The 19,856-nt window shown below is 37.1% G+C and carries 16 protein-coding genes and 1 riboswitch; of the genes, 5 read left to right on the top strand and 11 right to left on the bottom strand.

The genetic code is table 11. The features are described 5' to 3' along the window. Positions 1-251: 251 nt before the first annotated feature. Positions 252-899, bottom strand: a complete 648-nt coding sequence (locus AC6CHJ_RS14025) for a GntR family transcriptional regulator (protein ID WP_147197505.1) — start codon at positions 897-899, stop codon at positions 252-254. 212 nt (positions 900-1,111) lie between these two features. Then, entirely contained in the window at positions 1,112-1,690 is a 579-nt protein-coding gene (locus tag AC6CHJ_RS14020) for a hypothetical protein (RefSeq protein ID WP_147197502.1), read from the bottom strand. Between the two features lie 144 nt (positions 1,691-1,834). Between AC6CHJ_RS14020 and AC6CHJ_RS14015 the strand changes: the two genes are divergently transcribed. Further along, positions 1,835-2,560: a 3-ketoacyl-ACP reductase gene (locus tag AC6CHJ_RS14015; protein WP_147197500.1), complete on the top strand. Its 726-nt coding sequence runs from the start codon at positions 1,835-1,837 to the stop codon at positions 2,558-2,560. Between the two features lie 54 nt (positions 2,561-2,614). On the opposite strand, the gene AC6CHJ_RS14010 is transcribed toward AC6CHJ_RS14015, so the two are convergent. The 3 genes from AC6CHJ_RS14010 to AC6CHJ_RS14000 form a co-directional block, all read right to left on the bottom strand. Continuing rightward, a complete protein-coding gene (locus AC6CHJ_RS14010) occupies positions 2,615-4,009 on the bottom strand; it encodes a sensor histidine kinase (protein WP_498289035.1) in 1,395 nt (464 codons plus the stop codon). Next, positions 3,996-4,673, bottom strand: coding sequence for a response regulator transcription factor (locus AC6CHJ_RS14005; protein WP_498289033.1), 678 nt, complete (start codon positions 4,671-4,673; stop codon positions 3,996-3,998). Before AC6CHJ_RS14005 ends, AC6CHJ_RS14010 begins: the two co-directional genes overlap by 14 nt. Positions 4,674-4,822: 149 nt before the next feature. After that, positions 4,823-6,079: an EF-hand domain-containing protein gene (locus tag AC6CHJ_RS14000; RefSeq protein ID WP_498289031.1), complete on the bottom strand. Its 1,257-nt coding sequence runs from the start codon at positions 6,077-6,079 to the stop codon at positions 4,823-4,825. A 217-nt stretch (positions 6,080-6,296) separates the two neighbouring features. On the opposite strand from AC6CHJ_RS14000, the gene AC6CHJ_RS13995 reads away from it, so the two are divergent. Beyond that, a complete protein-coding gene (locus AC6CHJ_RS13995; RefSeq protein WP_147197488.1) occupies positions 6,297-7,634 on the top strand; it encodes a DUF3238 domain-containing protein in 1,338 nt (445 codons plus the stop codon). A gap of 63 nt (positions 7,635-7,697) precedes the next feature. Here AC6CHJ_RS13995 and AC6CHJ_RS13990 read toward each other — a convergent pair whose 3' ends face one another. Beyond that, complete coding sequence (locus tag AC6CHJ_RS13990; RefSeq protein WP_147197486.1) at positions 7,698-8,087, bottom strand: thiol-disulfide oxidoreductase DCC family protein; 390 nt, start codon at positions 8,085-8,087, stop codon at positions 7,698-7,700. A gap of 496 nt (positions 8,088-8,583) precedes the next feature. Here AC6CHJ_RS13990 and AC6CHJ_RS13985 point away from each other — a divergent pair, with 496 nt between their 5' ends. Next, complete coding sequence (locus tag AC6CHJ_RS13985) at positions 8,584-9,843, top strand: MFS transporter (protein ID WP_249775076.1); 1,260 nt, start codon at positions 8,584-8,586, stop codon at positions 9,841-9,843. Positions 9,844-9,889: 46 nt separating this feature from the next. Here the strand turns inward: AC6CHJ_RS13985 and guaD are convergent, their stop codons facing one another. Then, positions 9,890-11,251, bottom strand: a complete 1,362-nt coding sequence (gene guaD / locus AC6CHJ_RS13980) for a guanine deaminase (protein WP_392996995.1) — start codon at positions 11,249-11,251, stop codon at positions 9,890-9,892. 207 nt (positions 11,252-11,458) lie between these two features. Next, a riboswitch (purine riboswitch) is annotated at positions 11,459-11,560 on the top strand. Between the two features lie 145 nt (positions 11,561-11,705). Here guaD and AC6CHJ_RS13975 point away from each other — a divergent pair. Beyond that, positions 11,706-13,076, top strand: coding sequence for a nucleobase:cation symporter-2 family protein (locus AC6CHJ_RS13975; RefSeq protein ID WP_066791052.1), 1,371 nt, complete (start codon positions 11,706-11,708; stop codon positions 13,074-13,076). Positions 13,077-13,090: 14 nt separating this feature from the next. Then, positions 13,091-14,107, top strand: a complete 1,017-nt coding sequence (locus AC6CHJ_RS13970) for an aromatic ring-hydroxylating dioxygenase subunit alpha (RefSeq protein WP_147197478.1) — start codon at positions 13,091-13,093, stop codon at positions 14,105-14,107. A 49-nt stretch (positions 14,108-14,156) separates the two neighbouring features. Here AC6CHJ_RS13970 and AC6CHJ_RS13965 read toward each other — a convergent pair whose 3' ends face one another. The 4 genes from AC6CHJ_RS13965 to AC6CHJ_RS13950 form a co-directional block, all read right to left on the bottom strand. After that, positions 14,157-15,350 (bottom strand): M14 family metallopeptidase, encoded by a 1,194-nt coding sequence (locus AC6CHJ_RS13965; protein WP_392996991.1) that lies wholly within the window; start codon positions 15,348-15,350, stop codon positions 14,157-14,159. A gap of 62 nt (positions 15,351-15,412) precedes the next feature. Continuing rightward, positions 15,413-16,174, bottom strand: coding sequence for a peptidoglycan editing factor PgeF (gene pgeF, locus AC6CHJ_RS13960; protein WP_249775073.1), 762 nt, complete (start codon positions 16,172-16,174; stop codon positions 15,413-15,415). Between the two features lie 279 nt (positions 16,175-16,453). After that, positions 16,454-17,518 (bottom strand): YybI family spore inner coat protein, encoded by a 1,065-nt coding sequence (locus tag AC6CHJ_RS13955; protein ID WP_498289029.1) that lies wholly within the window; start codon positions 17,516-17,518, stop codon positions 16,454-16,456. A 109-nt stretch (positions 17,519-17,627) separates the two neighbouring features. After that, positions 17,628-19,589 carry a methyl-accepting chemotaxis protein gene (locus AC6CHJ_RS13950; RefSeq protein ID WP_498289028.1) on the bottom strand — a complete coding sequence of 654 codons (1,962 nt, stop codon included), beginning with the start codon at positions 19,587-19,589 and terminating at the stop codon, positions 17,628-17,630. Between the last annotated feature and the right edge of the window lie 267 nt (positions 19,590-19,856).

Genomic DNA, 19,856 nt, shown 5'->3' with positions numbered 1-19,856 from the left:
AGAATTGCATAATAGGGTGATTTTTAAAATTTAGGATAGATTTATTTTTGAAACAACGGAAAGGTGAAAGTGAATAGAAAGGATGGTAATGAAGAAGGAAATCTGTACGTTTATAAAACATTTACAGGGCATATATAGATTATCTTTATCTAATCATCTATATTACACGCAGCTTCCCACTTCGGCGGAGGAAGTGGGGGTCACTTCAAGAGATAGCGAATAATAGAAGAGTTGAATAAATACCCGCAATCCTATAAGGGAATAATATCAATCTTATCTGAATTCCAATGAACATCTCTCATGTGTTTTTCTAATACGTCGATATCTCCGGCTCTGAATAATTCGATCATCTTTTTGTGTTCATTATTTGTCTGTCTAAGCTTTTCCTTTGTGAATTCAACATTCTCTAGATTGTACATGTTTTTTAAGAATTTCTTTTCTAATTGGTGAAGCAGGCCGACAATACTTTTGTTTGGACAAATGGAAAGGTATACGTTGTGAAATTCTTCTTGCATTTTATGATACATGTTGAAGTTTTCCGTATTAATTGCCAGATCAATGCTTTGCACATAAAACTCCATTTCTTTTAGATGTTTCTCATTAAGTAATGGTGCTGTAAGAGATGCGGCTAGTCCATCGAGCGTTCCGATAATCAAGAAGGTTTCTTTTGCTTCTTCCTTTGTTAGTCCCTTTATCACAAAACCTTTTCTTGGAACATATTCTAACAATCCATCTGAGGATAGTTGAATTAAAGCCTCTCTAACAGGTGTTCTGCTCACATTTAAACTTTCGCTAATTGCACTCTCATTGACTTTGCTGCCGCTAAGAAGTTCGTTATTGTTAATTTGTTCTACAATATAATTATAAACATGGTCTTTCAATAACAAGTATTGACTCATTTAAAATACCTCCGTTATTTATTTGGTTAACATTAATTTAAAATATATACAAAGTATCTGACTGTCGTTCTATTCATTATAAAACGAACTCTATCTAACTGGAAGAGCTGGTATTTTCTAAAATGTTCTTTGTAGTCAGTAGTCGTCACAATTTAAAAGGTGTACCTCTTTCCATGAGGTACACCTTACTAAACTAAAGAGATATAGTTATACTATTTTTCTATTCTTTCCTTTTTTCTTTCCTCTAATTGTTCTATATACTCTTGGTATTCCTTTTCTACTTCTGAAGTAGATGGAAGAAATGCTTCATTATTAAAGTCAACCCGTTTCCCATAGCGGAGCATTTCATAGATAATCATTCCATTATTGGGCTTAGAGTTAGTGGTGATCATTGGAATGATATCGAACATTACATAATAAATAGCGTAAAAAACAAATCGATCTAAAAAAGTCTTATACTCCTCTCCCCATCCATGTGCTACAGAAAAATTAATCAAAAAAGCTACAGTTAGATTGGCTATAATAGGGCCTGCATAGATGCAGACATATGCAAAGTTGCTCTTCCGTTTGATCCCATCATAGGAAAACCAGCTATACAAATGATAATATTTACGAATATCAATCATGCCAATTTTAAAGATCCGGGGACCAGTACCAATGGTTACTCTTGGATTTATAACCCCAAATAACCAGCTGACAATAAGATATCCGGATTCTCTAATTAACAAGACTACAGGCAAGATAATAAAGGCTGAGATGACAAGAGACAAAAGATCTTTTAGTCCAAACATAAGTAACCATTGCCAAAGGAACGTTTTTATAAACGTCCATATTATGGTTATTTAATAGTCTTAAAACTAAACATAAGCATCCTTTTAGCCAGAATCTTTAGGACATAGTATACTTAAAAAATATTGTAACAAGGAGCTGGTATGATGACACAATCATTAAAAGGCAAAATAGCATTTATTACGGGTGGTGCTCGCGGCATCGGCAAAGCAACAGCTATCGCTTTAGCTAAGGAAGGCGTAAATGTAGGATTGCTTGCCAGAACAGAAGAGACTTTAAAAGAAGTAGTAAAAGAAATTGAAAGCATAGGTGTAAAAGCAGCTTATGCAGTTGCTGATGTAGCCAATAAACAGCAGGTTGAAGAGGCTGTTGAAGCTTTGACAAATCAATTAGGACAAGCAGACATTTTGATTAACAGTGCAGGTGTTGCAACATTCGCGAGTGTTCTAGAAATGGATCCAGAAGAATGGAAACGCATCATTGATACTAATTTAATGGGCACATATTATGTAACTCGTGCTGTATTGCCACAATTAATTGAGAAAAATGGCGGAGACATTATCAATATTTCTTCTACAAGCGGCTTGGGCGGCGCAGCAACATCAAGTGCATATAGTGCATCCAAATTTGCTGTGATTGGTTTCACAGAATCGCTTGCACAAGAAGTACGCCGTAATAATATTCGTGTATCTGCTTTAACCCCAAGTACAGTAGCGACAGATTTGGCGCTTGATCTAAGCTTGATTAAAGACAATGACGAATCTAAATTTATTCAGGCTGAAGATCTTGCTGAATTCATTGTAAGTCAATTGAAATTAAATTCACGCATGTACATTAAAACAGCTAGCTTTATTGCAACAAATCCATTTTAATGAAAAAGGAGTTGGTGATTTTTTTATCATCAACTCCTTTATTATTATATTAACCTACTGAATAGGTAGACGAACAATAAACTTGCTTCCTTTATCTAGTTCACTTTTCACTTGAATTGTGCCGTCATGAGACTGCACAATCCACTTGGCAATGGAGAGGCCGAGGCCATAACCACCGAGTTCACGAGAGCGAGCCTGGTCTGCGCGATAGAAGCGCTCAAAAATCCGGTTATAATTAGCTGGATCAATCCCTATGCCTGTATCTTTCACTGTCATACACAGCTCTTTATCACTTATGGAGAGGGAAAGACTTGTCTCTCCACCACTTCGATTATACTTAATCGCATTATCCAATAAAATATAAAGAAGTTGGGTTAATCTTTGGGGATCTCCTGTAAGGATTAATTGATTAGGCGTGTCATAATGAAGGTTGACTTCCTTAGCTTCCGCAAGTGGACAAACAGAGTTTATGACTTCTTCGACAATAGGTTGAAGATCAAATGTTTCTTTTTTAAGTTCAATAGCATCACTGCCCGAACGTGCCAGTGTTAGTAAATCACTCACCAATCCAGTCATTCTTTTTACTTCTTTCTTCATTCCTAAAATAATCTTTTTTTCGTAGGACTCTTCTTCTAAATCTATAACTAATTCTAAAGCGTTGATAGATGATAGCATCACACTTAAGGGCGTACGCAACTCATGCGAAGCATCTGCAGTGAACTCTTGTTGTCTTGAAAAGGCATACGTTATTGGAATCATAGCTTTTTTCGACATATAGTGGCTAATAATAAGGGCAATCACTGAAAAGAGTAGAACTAATCCTAATAATATGATTAAGAGCCATTTGAATATCTGGTGTACAACTGAGATATCTTTGCCAATATATAAGGTGCCGATCGTTTCACCATGGTAGTTAATAGAGTGTTTAGCAATGAGTAAGCGGATGTTGTTTGTTGTTTTGATTGGTTGAAAGGCATCTTTATTATCGGTAAACTGACCCCTTTTTGGAAACTCTGCCTGAACTGTTTCTTGGTACATATTTTCTTGATTCTCTTGTTTTTTAGTAAGAGTTTTAAGTAAGTTATCACGCATACTAGGTATGACTTCATTACCTAGTACTAACTCTCCTGAATTATCCATAATGTAATAAAAAAATTGATCTGCATCATTCATAAGAGAATCTTGATATTTAAAGCGCAACTGCCCTTTATTGTTGTGTGATTGAAGATAGGATTCGATATTTCTAGCTTCATGATTCAAGCTTCCTTGGAGATTACGTTCTTGATTCTTAAAAATGGTTGTATACAACAAAAAGTAGACAACAGCTGTAAAGAGAAGGAGGAAGAGCATAAGCAATCCACTGTATAATGCAGTTAAACGAAATTGAGTCTGTTCAAATATATTTCTTTTACGGAATAAGCGGGAGAATGGTAGTTTAGCAATTTTCAAGTGTATAGCCAACTCCTCTTATGCTCTTAAGCAAATCATATTGATCAACCATTTCTAATTTTTTTCGTAGCAATTTTACAGTTGCATCTATCGTTTTCATCGAAACCTCTGCATCAAAACCCCATACACGTTCTAATATGATATCTCGTGTTAGCACCTGCCCTTTATTTTGAACTAGTAAATCAAGTAGTTGAAATTCTCTCGGGCTTAGTTGTATATTTTTTTTACCTTTAACGATCGTCTGGTTTGTTCGATTCAACAGAAGGTCCTGTATCCATATTTTATCTTCTATAAGTGGGGCAAAAATGCGCCGAGAAAGTGCCCTTAAACGTGCTAAAAGTTCATCAATTTCAAACGGCTTTATAAGGTAATCATCAGCCCCGGCATCCAAACCATTAATTCGATCTTTGACTGTATCCTTAGCTGTAAGCATTAAAATTGCACCGGTATATCCATCACTTCTTAGCTTTTGGCAAATCGAAATTCCATCCCCATTGGGCATCATCCAATCTAAAATAATGAGATCATAATAGGAGGTGGTGGCATATACGTAAGCATCTTCGCCTTCCTTGACCCAATCTACTTTATAGCCACCTTTCTTTTTCAACATAAAGCTAGTTAATTCGCCAAGCTGCAAATCATCTTCAGCTAAAAGAATATTCAAATCTGGCACACCCCATTTCCATAGTGTAATGTCTTTTTTCTTATAGTACTTCTTTCTTTTACGGTAGAAAAGAATTCTTTAAAAAAACTCGTACCACCACAACTAAGTTGTAGTGGTACGAGCCCTCAAATATCTTCGGAATGTGATAATTAGCGTTTTGAATCAAGCTTTTGTATTTCTTCTTGGGCTTGATCAATTAGTTTTTGTGCTTTTTGTTTCGTCTTTTCATCTAACTTATCCAAGCTCTTTTCTAATTCTTTATTTCCTCTTTTTTTCGGGTGATCAGGAAAATTGACACCTAAAGCTTTAAGCTGCTTTTGAGCCTCTTCGTGAGAAAGGGAGCCATCTTTTTCTTTATCTAGAATAGCAAGAGCTTTCTTTTTAGTAGCAGCATCTAAGTTGTCTAGAGGAGCTTCGAACTTACCTTTACCAGGATGTTCAGGGAAGTTTACGCCTAAAGCTTTAAGCTGTTTTTGAGCCTCTTCGTGAGAAAGAGAACCGTTTTTTTCTTTATCTAGAATAGCTTGAGCCTTCTTCTTAGTAGCAGCATCTAAGTTGTCTAGAGGAGCTTCAAACTTACCTTTACCAGGATGTTCAGGGAAGTTAACGCCTAAAGCTTTAAGCTGTTTTTGAGCTTCTTCGTGAGAAAGAGAACCGTTTTTTTCTTTATCTAGAATAGCTTGAGCCTTCTTCTTAGTAGCAGCATCTAAATTATCCAAAGAAGCTTCAAACTTGCCTTTACCAGGATGTTCAGGGAAGTTTACGCCAAAAGCTTTAAGCTGCTTTTGAGCCTCTTCGTGAGAAAGGGAGCCATCTTTTTCTTTATCTAGAATAGCAAGAGCTTTCTTTTTAGTAGCGGCATCCAAATTATCCAAAAGAGATTCAAACTTACCTTTACCAGGATGTTCAGGGAAGTTTATGCCTAAAGCTTTAAGCTGTTTTTGAGCTTCTTCGTGAGAAAGGGAGCCATCTTTTTCTTTATCTAGAATAGCAAGAGCTTTCTTTTTAGTAGCAGCATCTAAATTATCCAAAGGAGCTTCAAACTTACCTTTACCAGGATGTTCAGGGAAGTTTATGCCTAAAGCTTTAAGCTGTTTTTGAGCTTCTTCGTGAGAAAGAGAACCGTTTTTTTCTTTATCTAGAATAGCTTGAGCCTTCTTTTTAGTGGCGTCATCTAAATTAGCTAACATAGAGTTTTTAAAATTAGGTTCTGGTAATGACACGCCGAGTTTCGCCAATTTGCTTTTTAGTTCTGCTTTAATCTTTTGTATTTGTTCTTGAGTCGTATTACTACTATCAGAGGAATTTGACATCGTCTTTGCATATACGTTAGAGCCAATTCCACTTAATACTCCAACTGACAGGGCACCTGACATTACATATCCAACTAGTTTCTTTTTGTTCATAAGTGTTCCTCCAAATATCATTTATTTTTTGTTGCCTCTATACCTTATCCTTCAATAGTGAAAAGACGGTGAAAAATGGGACCATTTTAAAATATTTTTTGTTTTTTTATTTGGTTTGTTTTTCTTCTTTTGATCAACTGTTTTTAACACCTAAGCAAAATGTTGATAGCAAAAACCAAAAAAAGGGTATAGCATAAAAAAATACTGAGGTGATCAAATGCTATCTTCATCGTTGCTGGAAAAAGTGAAAAGAAATCCAATCAAGACAGCAGGTATTCTTCTGGGGACTTTTGTAATCGCTCGAACCGCTGAAAAAATTATCTTAAAAAAAATAGAAAAAGCTCCGCAGAAAGATGACGGATTTGCTTTCGGCACTATTCGACATTCCAAGGATTCAATTACTTTTTTACTTAAGGAAGCACAAGGGCTTTATACAATCTATAGAGATGGAAAGTTGCTTTATAAAGGTGATAAAAGTGAATACACTGACAAAGGTTTGGTTCCAGGTACGTTATATCAGTATTATGTGGAATTTACTGAGGAAGAAAAGGGGATTTCTAAAAAGTACGGTGTTCAAACGGCTACAGCTGTTGATCAAAAATCAGAGAATAATATTTTGAAGGATTTAGTTATCACAACTGTTATTTCAGAAGAAGACATTCAGTTTAAATGGGAAGCTATTGATGGAATTGAGGAATACTTTATATATCGAGATCAACAATTGATTGGTAAAACAAAAACATGCAACTTTAAAGAAAAAATACCAAGCACAAGTAAAGAATTTAATTACCAAATCAAGGCGAAAAGGCCGCTTCTCTTGTCAGAACAAGGAAGCAGCAAGACCAATTCTGCAATAGCTGGTGTATTAGGAATAGCAAAAAATGATACCTCGAAAGAACAAACAGCAAAAGAAGAATTTACGCTGAGAAAAAAGATAGGACCAGCAGAACATCTTCTTTTAAGACCCGAAGCAAACAGGCAAGAGAAAAAGGATAAAAATTGGTTGGTGCGCTACACCACATTTTTAAAGGAAGAGTGGATCGGAAACCCAAATATAGCCTCCTCTGAACGTTTTTTTAAAGGAGACAATCGTCATTACGATCCGGAAGCAAATAGCTATCGTACTCGGACAGAAATTACCTATGATGCAGAAGCTGAAGAAGCAACAGTGCTGAAGAAAACAGCCGGCATTACCAAGGCATATGATGAGGATAAGCATTTTTTAAAGGAAGAGCGGGCCTCTGATGAAGGAATAGAAATGCAAGAAGTCATCAAGAACGAGGATTTCGTACGGTTTGAGCTGTATCATGAAGTAGGTAATCCGCTTGTAGCTTCTCCTGCCATTAATTATAGATTGTTTGGGACATTTTATCGCAATGGGACAGTAGATTTTATAGGTAGCCATGACCAAGCACCATGCCATGAAGTGTATATGAAAGAACATGATGAAAAAGAATGGCACACAGTACATCAAACGGATAATAAGGGCCTTGAAATGATGGCTCCGCAAACGGCAAATCATTTATGGCGTTATACCACTTTTACAGAAGTTTGAGGTATAAGATCTACCAGTATAAAAAGAAAAAAAGAGCGAAAAGGCTTTCTTTTCGCTCTTTTTTTATATGAATCTTTTTCGGATATTTGGCGATGGAAGCATACAGCTTTCCTTTTTGCCAAACCATTTATAGCGGTTTTTCGCAATGATGTCATATACAGCATTTCGCAATGGTAGTGGTACGGCAACAAAGAAATAAAATATCTTCCAAAAGCCTGAGAGGCCCTTGCATATTCTGAGTGCTGCTGTTGATTTATAGTAAACTTTGTCATCCTCTATGAGTACGATGCTGTCAATGGAAGAAGGTATCTGATATTTCTCCCGCATTTTCTCTCCCGTGTCCCCCTGTAATGAAGAAAAATAAAAACGTCCTTTAGGGTCATGTTTGATAATGAACTGTACACTTGAATCGCAAAAATTACATTCGCCATCAAAAAGTACAACTGGATGCATAATGGATCCCTCCTGTTTTTAATACTTTAACCGTTTATAGGAAAAGAAAAACCTTTATTATATGTAAATTATACGTTGTGTGAGAATATATTCGCACATTAAATTAATCGCTCTATATAACATTATTGTAATTAATTGGACGGATAATTACTTAAAAAAACAATATTTTATCACAAAATTTAAAAGAAAGGTATTGCGCTTTTAGATTAAGTCTGCTATTGTTTACTGGTGATTTATTTAGAATTCTAAGTAATTTTTTTGAAAAGCCAAGCATGAAAAAAGAATAATTGAGTGTCCATAAACCGCTATTTACTTTTCTATTAGGTGAAGTAGCGGTAAATATTTAGTCTCCTAATATTTAGATAACTAAAATTTAGAACATACAAATTTTAGTTATTTCAATAAAATTATCGGTTTCTACATACACTTATCAATTGTTACTTTGAATTGCTTATTGTTGGTAATAAATACGAAAGCAGAAAGGAAGTAACGAATTATGGAAAAGAAAAAAATACATTACGCGTGGTGGACCTTGCTAGCGCTTTGTATCATTGTTGGTATCGGTAAAGGAAGTTTGAGTAACTCTGCAAGCTTATTTTTAACGCCGATTACTAAAGATCTTGGTGTAGGCTTAGGTAGCTTAAGCTTGTATTTCAGTGTCTCTGCTATTGTGACGTTGATCTTCCTACCAATAGGCGGAAAAATTTTGGCGAAATATGATATTCGCTCAGTTTTAATTGTAGGCATTATTTTACAAGCGGGATCTTATGTTCTATTTAGTTTTATGAGTTCTGTATGGGGATGGTATATTATGGCCATTCCATTAGCTGTTGGGGGCGTTTTTATCACAGTTATTGCAGGACCAGTGCTGATCAATCAATGGTTTAAAAAGAACAGTGGCTTGGCTCTTGGTATTTTAGGTGCTGCTGGTGGTTTATTAGGGGCTATTTCTCAACCAATCGTTGGTAAATTGATTTCTAGCCATGGATGGAGATCATCTTATGTTATTGTTGGTATTGCAGCAATGGTGATCATTATACCAGTTGTCTTGCTTTTGATTAAAAAATCTCCACAAGCGAAGGGTCTTCTTCCATATGGGATGGATGAAGCAGCTGCAACTGATAATGGGTCAGCAATCAATACTGAAGAAAAAGGTGTTACATTTGCAATAGCAAAAAAATCTTCTGCTTTTTATGCATTGCTTATTTTCTTCTTCCTTGTAACGTCTATTGCAAGTTTTTCTATGCATATTCCAACATACTTGATGAATAAAGGATTCAGTGTTTCGTTTGCAGGTAACATTATGGGGACCTTAATGATCGGTGTATTAATTGGATCATTAATCATAGGCTTCTTGACTGACCGTATAGGTTCAAAAAATACAGCACTTCTTGCAATGGCTGTTGGTTTAATATCTATTTGCTTGCTTGTATTTACAGAGTCAAATGCTGGGATCATTACTTTAGCTGTAGGGTTATTTGGCGTGATTTCATCATCAATCGGTACATTAGGGCCTGCGCTGACAGCAAGTCTATTTGGTAATAAAGAGTATAGCCAAATTTATTCAACAGCCTCTTTAGGACTAGCAATCTCTTCTATTGTCGCTCTTCCTGTATATGGCTATGTGTATGATTTTACAGGAAGCTACACAGTTGTTTTATACGCTTTACTAGCGATGTTAGTTATCAATATCATTGCAATCTTGTTTGCATTTAAAGGTAAAAAGAAATTAGAGCAAGATGGCTTTTGGAAATAAGTCAATAGAGCACAGACCAGCGTAAATGGTCTGTGCTTTTTGTTGATTAAAATTGAACTTTATCTCCCTGTACCCACACCTCTTGGATATGTTCTGGGCGTGTATGATACATAATTTTTTGAAAAATATCATATAGTTGCTCATCTGGTAAAAAGATGGGTATTCTTGCAGATGACATAGTAGTATCAATAATTTGAATATCCCACGAGTAATTTTTTTCGATTTTCCCAATAGGTAAACTTAAGCTTTCGCCTCCGCCGGCTGTTGCTAGATAAAAGGCTTCATCGATGGTTAAGCGAGAATGAGGTACGCCCCGCTCACTGGCTGGTATAGAAGGGTTTACACCATCTTCTAGCATCCGTGATGAAATAATTGATTGAATGGCATTGGCATATATGCTTGGCGTAGCGCCAGCAGAGATATCTGTTCCTAAGCCAATATCCACTCCTTTTTCTTGCAGATGTGCTACAGGCAATACGCTATTGGCAAAATAGGCATTGGATAAGGGACAGTGGCTAATGGCCGTTCCTGTTTTTGCGAATAGTGAGGCGTCTTCATCGTCTAAGAAATTACAATGTGCCATCACTGATTTATCTTTTAGTAATCCAAAATCATTGAGTGCAAAGGCATCATGTTTTGAAAAACGTTCTTGTACATAATTGTGTGCCCAATCACTTTCACTGCAATGCGATTGGATATAGGTATCATATTTTTCGGCTAATTTTCCCAATTCTGTCAGTACTTCATCTGTACAGCTTGGGATAAATCGAGGGGTCACCACAGGGTACACGCCTTGCTTGGTTTCCTTTGAAAGATGATTGACTTCAAGAATAAATTCTTCTGTATCAGCTAATGCCGTTTTGGCATCTTGATCTCGGTAAAAATCGGGATTTTGTGTTGGATCGTCCATCACTACTTTACCTACTAATCCGCGTTGTCCCTTTTTTGCACATATTGTCGCGAGTAATAAGCTTGCTTCTTTATGGATAGTAGCGAAGTAAAGAGCTGTTGTTGTTCCGTTCTTAAGCAATGTTGTAACTAAATCATCATAAACAAGCTCTGCAAATTCTAGATCAGCAAACTTTGCTTCGAGTGGGAAAGTATACGTATGGAGCCAATCATATAGAGGTAAATCAAGGGCTGTTCCTGATTGTGCCCATTGCGGTGCGTGAACATGCAGGTCAACAAAACCAGGTAAGATATATTGCCCTGCCGCTAATGTGTGGAAATTGTCATTATCTTGATAGGCATCTATCAACCTAGAATACTCATCGTGTGTAGAATTGAAAATATCCTCAATCAAGCCGTTTTCATTAATGCAGAAGAGATGGTCTTTTAAGATGGCTACTTTTTTATTTGTTTCACTTGTAAAAGCAGTTCCTTTGAAAATATACGTATATTTATCCATATATACCTCCATAAAATTCGTCTTTTTGTTTATATTTTGATTATAAATGATTAGTTAGTTAAATACTATTAGAAAAAAGCGAAAGTTTGTTTTGATAGGTTAAGTCCTTATATGGTGCAGGTTTGAGTTATTTTAAGACATTGCTGACTAAAAACTTATTAAAAAATATACTTGCAATTCATAGGGTGAGTGCTATACTTAGCCCATAAAATTATATAAGTTGTTTTTCATATAATCGTGAGAATATGGCTCACAAGTTTCTACCTGTTTACCGTAAATAAACTGGCTATGGAAAGCTTTGAAAAGATAAATCGTCTATAGGGACGTTTATCTTCTCTTTCGAATTCTCATTTTTTTGAACTCGGATTACATGGCTTTCTACGAAGGTAGAGGTATGTAATCCGAGTTTTTTATTTTGATGAATTATATGTGTTGATTTATTACAGGAGGATTGATGATGGGAAGTATAACGAGAGAATTAGAAACAGGGAGAACAAAAAGAGTAATTGTGGACCGGAAAAGGGGAGGCGCTGCTGCTCAAATGCTTCTTCTCGGCTTACAACAAGTAATGGCAATGGACCTTTTTATTCCGCCGATGATCCTAGCTGGCATGCTTTCTTTTTCAGTAAATGATAGTGCGCTATTAATTCAAATGACATTTATTGCATGTGGACTGGCGACATTAATTCAAGCAGGGCTTGCAATGAAGCTTCCTGTCATGCAAGGGCCCTCATTCGTTCCGATCAGCGCGCTTGCTGCCATTGGGACAACCTCGGGAATCGGTACAATGATTGGAAGTTTAATACCTGGTGCTTTGCTGATAGGCTTGCTAGGTTATCCGCTGCAGCTGTTCAGTAAGGCAGTAAGAAGGTTTATTCCTCCTTTAGTAGCTGGCACGGTTATTGTTATTGTCGGTATTTCGTTAATGCCTAGTGCCATTCATTCGATTTATACTGCGCAGGGCAGTTTAAGCTCAAATATGATTGTAGCGATTGTAACAGCTGCTGTTCTAATTTTCTGTATGTATATTGGCGAAAAGTCAAAAACAAAACTTCGCTTTATCAAAGTAATTTCCGTTATTTTAGCGCTTGCCAGCGGCTCTCTTGTTGCATCCTTTTATGGATTGATTGACTTTTCTTCTGTAGAGAAAGCGTCGTGGTTTCAGTTGCCAACTCTCTTTGCATTCGGAATGCCCACGTTTAATATCAACGCCATCCTTATTATGTTGGCCATCTATTTGATCGTCATGATTGAAACAACCGGTACTTGGTTTACAGTTAGCAATATTACGGGTGACAAGCTAGATGACAAGCGACTAAACGGTGGGGCATTGGGCGAAGGATTGGGATGTTTTTTGGGCTCCTTCCTCGGAGGTACTCCTGTCACTGGTTATTCTTCGAATGCCGGCATTATTGCGATTACAGGCATTAAAAGCCGAAAACCGATCCTAGTAGGTGGTGCCATCTTAATCGTGCTTGGGATGATGCCAAAATTAATGAACTGTATTGCATGCATTCCATCTGTTGTAGTCAATAGTATTTTTGCCATTCTTTGTGTAGTAATTATGATGAATGGATTTAAAGTGATAAAAGAAGTGCCGTTTACAGAAAGAAATATGTTAGTAATAGGTGTTTCTATTATGGCTGCTTTGTTTGCAGTATTAATGCCAGCAGATATATTGGCTCAGCTACCAGACCTAGCGACATATTTTGTTGCATCAGGCACTGCTGTTGGTGCAGTTACTGCATTGTTATTAAATTTAATCTTGCCGGAAAGTATAGAAGATCATAAGGAATCAAACGAGGTACAGACAAATTTAAATTAGTGGGGGAATTGAAGATGCGTCAAGATTATCTATGGAATGAATGGCATCCTGTATGTATTGCAAATGAAGTGGAAGATGCGCCAAAGCAGGTTTTTGTACTAGGTGAACGCGTCGTTGTCTTCCGTAACGAAGAAGGAGTGCATGCATTTAAAGATTTATGCATTCACCGCGGGGCAGCGCTGTCTCTTGGAAAAGTAAAAGATGGGAATATTGTTTGTCCTTATCACGCATGGGAATATAACAGCCATGGCGATTGTACAAAAATTCCTGCGTTACCATGCGGGAAGGCAATTCCTAGCAAGGCTAAGGCTACAGTGTACCATTGCCAAGAACAGTATGGTTTGATATGGGTATGCTTAGGTGAAGAGCCTGCTCCGATGATTCCTTACCTTGATTATAGTCGTGAGGAATATAAGACAGTCATCTGCGGGCCATATGATGTAAATGCAAACGCGCCTCGAATTATTGAAAACTTCTTAGATGTGTCTCACCTTATGTTCGTTCATGGCGGCATGCTTGGAGACGAAGACCATGCTGAAGTTGATAATTATACCGTTTCTTTTGAAGACAATCGATTTATTACGAGTAAAATACCAGTATATCAACCTAATCCTGATGGACGTTCAAAGGGCGGTTATACTGACTATGTTTATGAGATTTTAAATCCAACTACTGCACGGTTTACAAAAACATCAAAAGAATCAGAGGACGAATTAACGATTCTCGTTTGTGTAAATCAAGAAGATCATGAAAAAACTAAAGCCTTTATGCTTTTAACAAGAAACTATGATTTAGATCAACCAGATGCATCTTTTGTAGAATTTCAAGATTTAATCTTTGCTCAGGATTTGGATATCGTAGAAAGCCAAAAGCCTGAACTCCTACCATTAGATTTACAAGCGGAAATGCATCTTAAATCAGATGCCTTAACTATTGCTTATCGCAGATGGCTACAAGAGCTTGGTGTAGAGAACGGGACGATTGCCCTCATCGATGAAAAACGAAACAATAGAAAAAAGGTTTTACATTAAGGGAAGAAGTCAGTTATACGCCGTGGAGGCGATAGCTGACTTCTTTTATCTACATATATAAAGCTGCTAAGCAAATACCCATTGCCCTTTTATAAATATAGCTGAATTGTTCAATAGGTAGCGGGTTTGTACCATAGCCAAGTTCCACAGTAAAACCAGGCCTTCGCCATTCTTGTATATACCAATCTTTATAGCCCGCATCGCTATTTACATTTCTGACAGCCTTGTACCCGCTGACTTTACAGAGTTCTTTCACGATGGTTTTTGATTCTTTGGGTTCACAATGATGATAACCCCAATAGATTTCCTCACCTTGTGTGTGGAATGCCAGTACACGATCAAAGTCTCGCTGTTTAGTCAACACAGCGATAGCAATAGATTCGGGTTCTGTTAGCGGAAGTTCACCACCATAGTCTCGGGGACCTGGCAGTTGAGGGGCTCTGGATTTTTCAATTTCCCAATTGGCGGGGAATTGATCGTTTAAATCAACACCGTTTATATTAGCTTTCCATCCAGTAAAATCAGTTGATTCATTATTTAAAGCAAGCAGATATTTTCCCCATTCTTGATCATCCGGAGGGCCGTTTAATACCAGATTGACTCCGTCAGGATTGACCATCGGCACAATGGAAAGAGTTGTTTGCATATAAAGAGTGAGGGGGTTTGTCTCTCTCAAATCTGTTTTATTCATTAAGGCTAAAAGATAATCGTCTAAAAAAGACAAAAGAAATACAGTGGTAATCCACTCATTGCCATGGAAAGATGCATTGAAGTGAACCTTTTTAGGGCCTTTCCCAATTTGAATTTCTTTTAATGGATCATTTAATACAGAATAGCCAATTGTTTGTTGCTTTAGAAAAGGATAAATTTGAAACAGTACTTGAAGATCCTTCCTCATTTTGGCTGAATCGTAGTGGTCTTTATCGCGTATAGTTCGCCAAGTCACTTTTTGGGGGAGTGCAATTTTTTGGCCCACAGTTAATGAGGTATTTTCATGTAAGTCTAGATTTACACAAAGAATAGCTTCACAGGGAATTGTGAATTTCCTAGCAACTTGTTTTAAGGTTTCCTCCTGCTTGGCTATATAGTGATTTAAAGTGAATCCAGGTATTTGTAATCTTTCATTATCGCCTAAATCATTTGTTTCAAGGCGAGGGTTGGAATCAATTATAAGAGCAAGAGGTACATCAAATAGTTGGCTATAATACCAAAGTGAATGGCCAAATCGTGGATATATATACATATGGGTCCTCCCTTTTTGCATGGTCTTAGAGTATATGCAGAGAGGGAGGGAAGTACAATCAGTTACTGCTTTTTCATCACAAATGTTAGATGGCGACCTGCTTTTTTATCCTCACGATATGAAAAGCCTTCATTATTAATATACGTACATGTTTCATCTATGGTAATGTGAGCGCTTGGTACACCCGCAAGCTCGCATTGCCTTTTAACGGTTTGCTGGTTAGAGATATGATACTTATTTGTTTTTTCATTAAAATACATATACTCATCTGCATAGCTCAGATTTTTGAATTGATCATATACATCTTGATCCACTTCAAATTTATCTTGGCTAATAGCTGTGCCAATATGAATATACAGATTTTTAGGGTCACACGTTTCATTCTTTTTCAAATAGTCAATCATTTTCAGAGTAATTTCTTTAATCGTCCCTTGCCAGCCAGAGTGGATAACGCCAACCAGGCCTGTAGAATGATCATAAAGTATCACGGGGACACAATCAGCAGTAAAGGTGCACAGCACTATATTTGATTCAAATGTATATAGTGCATCAGTGTTCTCAATAGCTGTTTCTTTTGCTTTTGCTCCACGACCCACATCGTCTCGAGTGACTTTATAAAAGTTTGGGCTATGTGTTTGGTTGGCACAAACAAATTGATTAAGATCGCAACCGATAGATGCGGCCAACAAGCTTCGATTTTGTAAAATCAAAGAAGGATCAGTGCAACTATGGAGTGCCATATTGCCGTCTTCGGGCATACTTTCATCTTTTAATGAAATGCCTGCAATTAAGTTTTCGTTGTTCATGTATATTTTTGTATTCATTTTATCACCCGCTTCTACTATATTTTAAATACAGCGGAATGTATAGGCAGAGAAGAAAAGAAAAAGCAAAGTGGTGTTTGCCACTCTGCCTCATAGTCTACTATTTTTGCTGTTGGTGAGCGGGAAGAAGTGTAGGCTCAATACCTGTTTTTCTAGTACCTTTTTTCATTGTCTCTCTTTTTTGCCTACACATTTGTTTTTGCCTTTTTCGTAAGACGATTTTCAAAGAGGAATGTTTTGGCAAGATATTTTGCAAAATTTCTCTCCTGTCCTAATAGTTTATTGGCGCTTTCCTTCTCGACCTTCTATAGAGACATTTTGTCTTACAACTACAAACTGTTCACCATCCCACTCTAATGTACTTTGAACATAGCCTAAACGGTCAGCGTGATACCTGCCTGCAATGCTTTGGAATGCCAAGAGACTATAGACACCATCACGGTCAAAATCGATTGGGTATAGGCCGCTTATTGGATCCACCCAACCTTCAATCGGTTCTTTTAATTGGCCATTTGGCTTGTATATTTCTGAAAGATAAGATTTTCCTTTATAAGTAAGATCGATTTTATACTGTTTGGGCGGTGCTGAGCTTGTAACGCGCACTTTAAAGCCTTCTTCATATGTTACTTTATAACTTGATTTGTTATTAAAGCGTTCGTCGTCGAATATTTCTTTAAATACTCCATTTTGATAAGAAAAGATTTTCGTGAAAATAATACCACCGCTCCCACCAGAATCCACGGTTACAAGGATATCCTGAGCTTTGTCCCCAGTAAAGTCACCGAGAAAGATGGTTGGGCTATAACCTTTCATATCATTAAGTGATATGTTAACAGGAATGCCTTGCGAGTGATTCATAATCTGTAGCTCTAGGTTCTGCCAAAGCGGGCTATCAGGTTGCTTTTCACCTGTGAGGTAGACGGTATCTATTAATCCATCTCCCGTAACATCTCCATAAGCTTTCGTAATGATGAGTTGTTGAGAAGGGGTTGTCTGCCGCTGGAATCCATTAGACGTCCACGTTAGTGTATCTAAGTAAGGAGGAAGATTGTTTATTTTCCATTCAATGACTAAATCCTTTTTAGTGCTTTCCTTCTTTTTTACTGCATATAATCCTGCAATATGGTGCTGTTCTATTTTGAGGTGGACGAGCGGCTGCCACTGGAAATTTATTTGCTTTAGCATAAGAAGAAACGTGTTGCCCCTATAGCTATAGGCGCTAATCAGCTCTTCAATTGAGTCACCGTCTACATCGGCATGCAAAATAACAGGACCTGTTTCTAATTCTAAAATAGCAGCTGTCGGCGGCAAAAAGTAACGTATAAAATGCAAGTCATTATTCATATCAATCCCACCTTTTTAATTCACTTTATGCAGCATGGCCCATTCATATGAAGAGGAAGTGATAGAATAAAAACCTCCTCTATAGATTGTTCTATAAAGGAGGTATCTCTTAATTTGTTTTAAATTCACCAATCATGTTTTGTAACTCTTCACACATATTGAGAAGTTGATTTGCGTTTTCCTCCATTACTTCCATTGAAGTAAGCGTCTCTTCTGTTGAAGCAGCTACCTCTTCAGATGCTGCTGCATTGTCTTTTGCATGATCATTTAATGTAATAGCAGTAGCCGATACTTCTTGAATAGAGGCAGAAATTTGCTCTGTAGTAGCCGAGACATTTTCAATTTTTGGTGTAATTTCTTGCATGCTTGAAATAATAGCTTCAAATTGCATTGCTGTCTGTTTGGAAATGCTTAATCCTTCTTGAACGTTTTCTAGAGTCGAAGCCATATTTTTTACAGCTTCTGATGAATCTTGCTGTACCGCGTGGATAAGATTTGCGATCTGTGATGCAGACTGTTGTGAGCTTTCTGCAAGCTTGCGTACCTCTTCTGCCACTACAGCAAAGCCCTTGCCATGTTCACCTGCGCGTGCGGCTTCAATCGATGCGTTTAATGCAAGCAAGTTAGTTTGACCAGCAATATCGCCTATGATATCTAAGATTGCACCAATCTCCTTAGTACGATCATATAGTGACTTTATTTTTATATCCGTAGCAGATACAGAATGATGGATTGAATCCATTTGATTCACTGTATGCTGGATGGATTCTTCGCCTGTTTCTGCTTGTTCTGTCGCTTGTGAAGATAAAACAGCGACTTCATTAATGCTTTCTGTAATATGGCTGATGCCATGAGAGATTTCTTCAACAGCAGTAGCGTTTTGCTCAATGCCAGTTGTCTGATTTTCTGTATTGATAGTTACTTGCTGCATGGCAGAGGCAATCTGTTCTGAAGCAGCGATATTTTGGCTAGCACTTGCCGATAATTCTTCTGATGATGTGCGGACAAGCGTTGTGCTCGATCCTACTTTTTGAATAAGAGTGGCAAGATTATTCTTCATATCATTGAATGAGCTAGAAAGCTGTCCAATCTCATCCGTAGAAGTGATGATAATCTCCTCTGATAAATCGCCTTTCCCCATTTTAGAGGCACTTTCTTTTAAACGATTGATTGGCTTTATAATAGACCGAACAATATACCAAATGGCAAATGCACCTAATAATAAGAATATAATTTCTACTATAATATCTAAGTAAAGTGTAGATGCTGCCGCTTTATCTGCTTCTGATTTGAATGTGGTGCCGACAACTTTCCAACCTGTTTCATTATTTGTGAGGTATATGATATTGTGTTCTTCTGTCTCTGTCTGACCTTTTGCTTTATTTAATACTTCCTTCATATAAGTTTCTTTAGGAGCTGATCCACTATCTGCCTTCGGATCTGCAATATACTTTCCACCATCACTTAATAAAGAAATAAAACCTAGCTTTCCAATTTTCACTTGGTTTGAAATGTCTCTTAAAGCATTGATTTTAATATCAATGCCTATGACGCCTGATCCGTCTGCTAATGTTTTTGTAATAGTTACCACGTACTCGCCAGTTGAAGTTGAAGTGTAGGGCTCCGTAATTGCCACATCTCCTGACTTATCCTTTGCTTCTTGGTACCAAGGACGCTCTCGTGGGTCATAGTCTTTCGGATATGTAGCATAAGGCATACGGATCATTTCGCCTTTTTCTGTACCTACATAAGCCATTGCTGTCTCAGGATGTTCGTTAATATATTGATTTAATATCTTTCGAAGCTCTGAATCCTTTGAAGAATCGATTAAACCTTTAGAAATGTGTTTAGATAAATAAGTTGCATCATGGATTTTAGGTTGAATAGTATTCGTTATATTTGTATTCAACAATTTAATAGTAGAATTAGCGCTATTCAGTTGTTCCTGCTTAATTTGTGATTTTGTGCTACTGTAAGAAATCGTAGCCATCAGCAACGAAGGAATAATCAAGAAAATTGAAAAAGCTCCAATTAACTTAGAACGCAGACTCCAGTTAAATAATTTTTTCACTCGCGTTTACCTCTCTTATACTAAAACTTTAATATGCTGCAAGAAAGTTTAGTGACTACTTTACTCGTTGGAAGTCCGCTGAGCATTCATTAACCAAATTACTTTAAGGGTGCTGATTCCTATCAAGACTTTTGGGTTCACTCATGTTTTTAGAAAAGGTTAAAAGCCTAAGCCGTGTGGATTTTAGATCCTTTATTTACCTTATTCTGTTATGTACATAGTGCATATGAGTGTCTTTTACCTTAATTGCGAGCTAATTTTATCACA

It is taken from the genome of Rummeliibacillus sp. GQ308 (genome assembly GCF_059759115.1).
The sequence above is the reverse complement of the archived record's forward strand: the minus strand, read 5'-3'. Positions and strand labels throughout refer to the sequence as shown.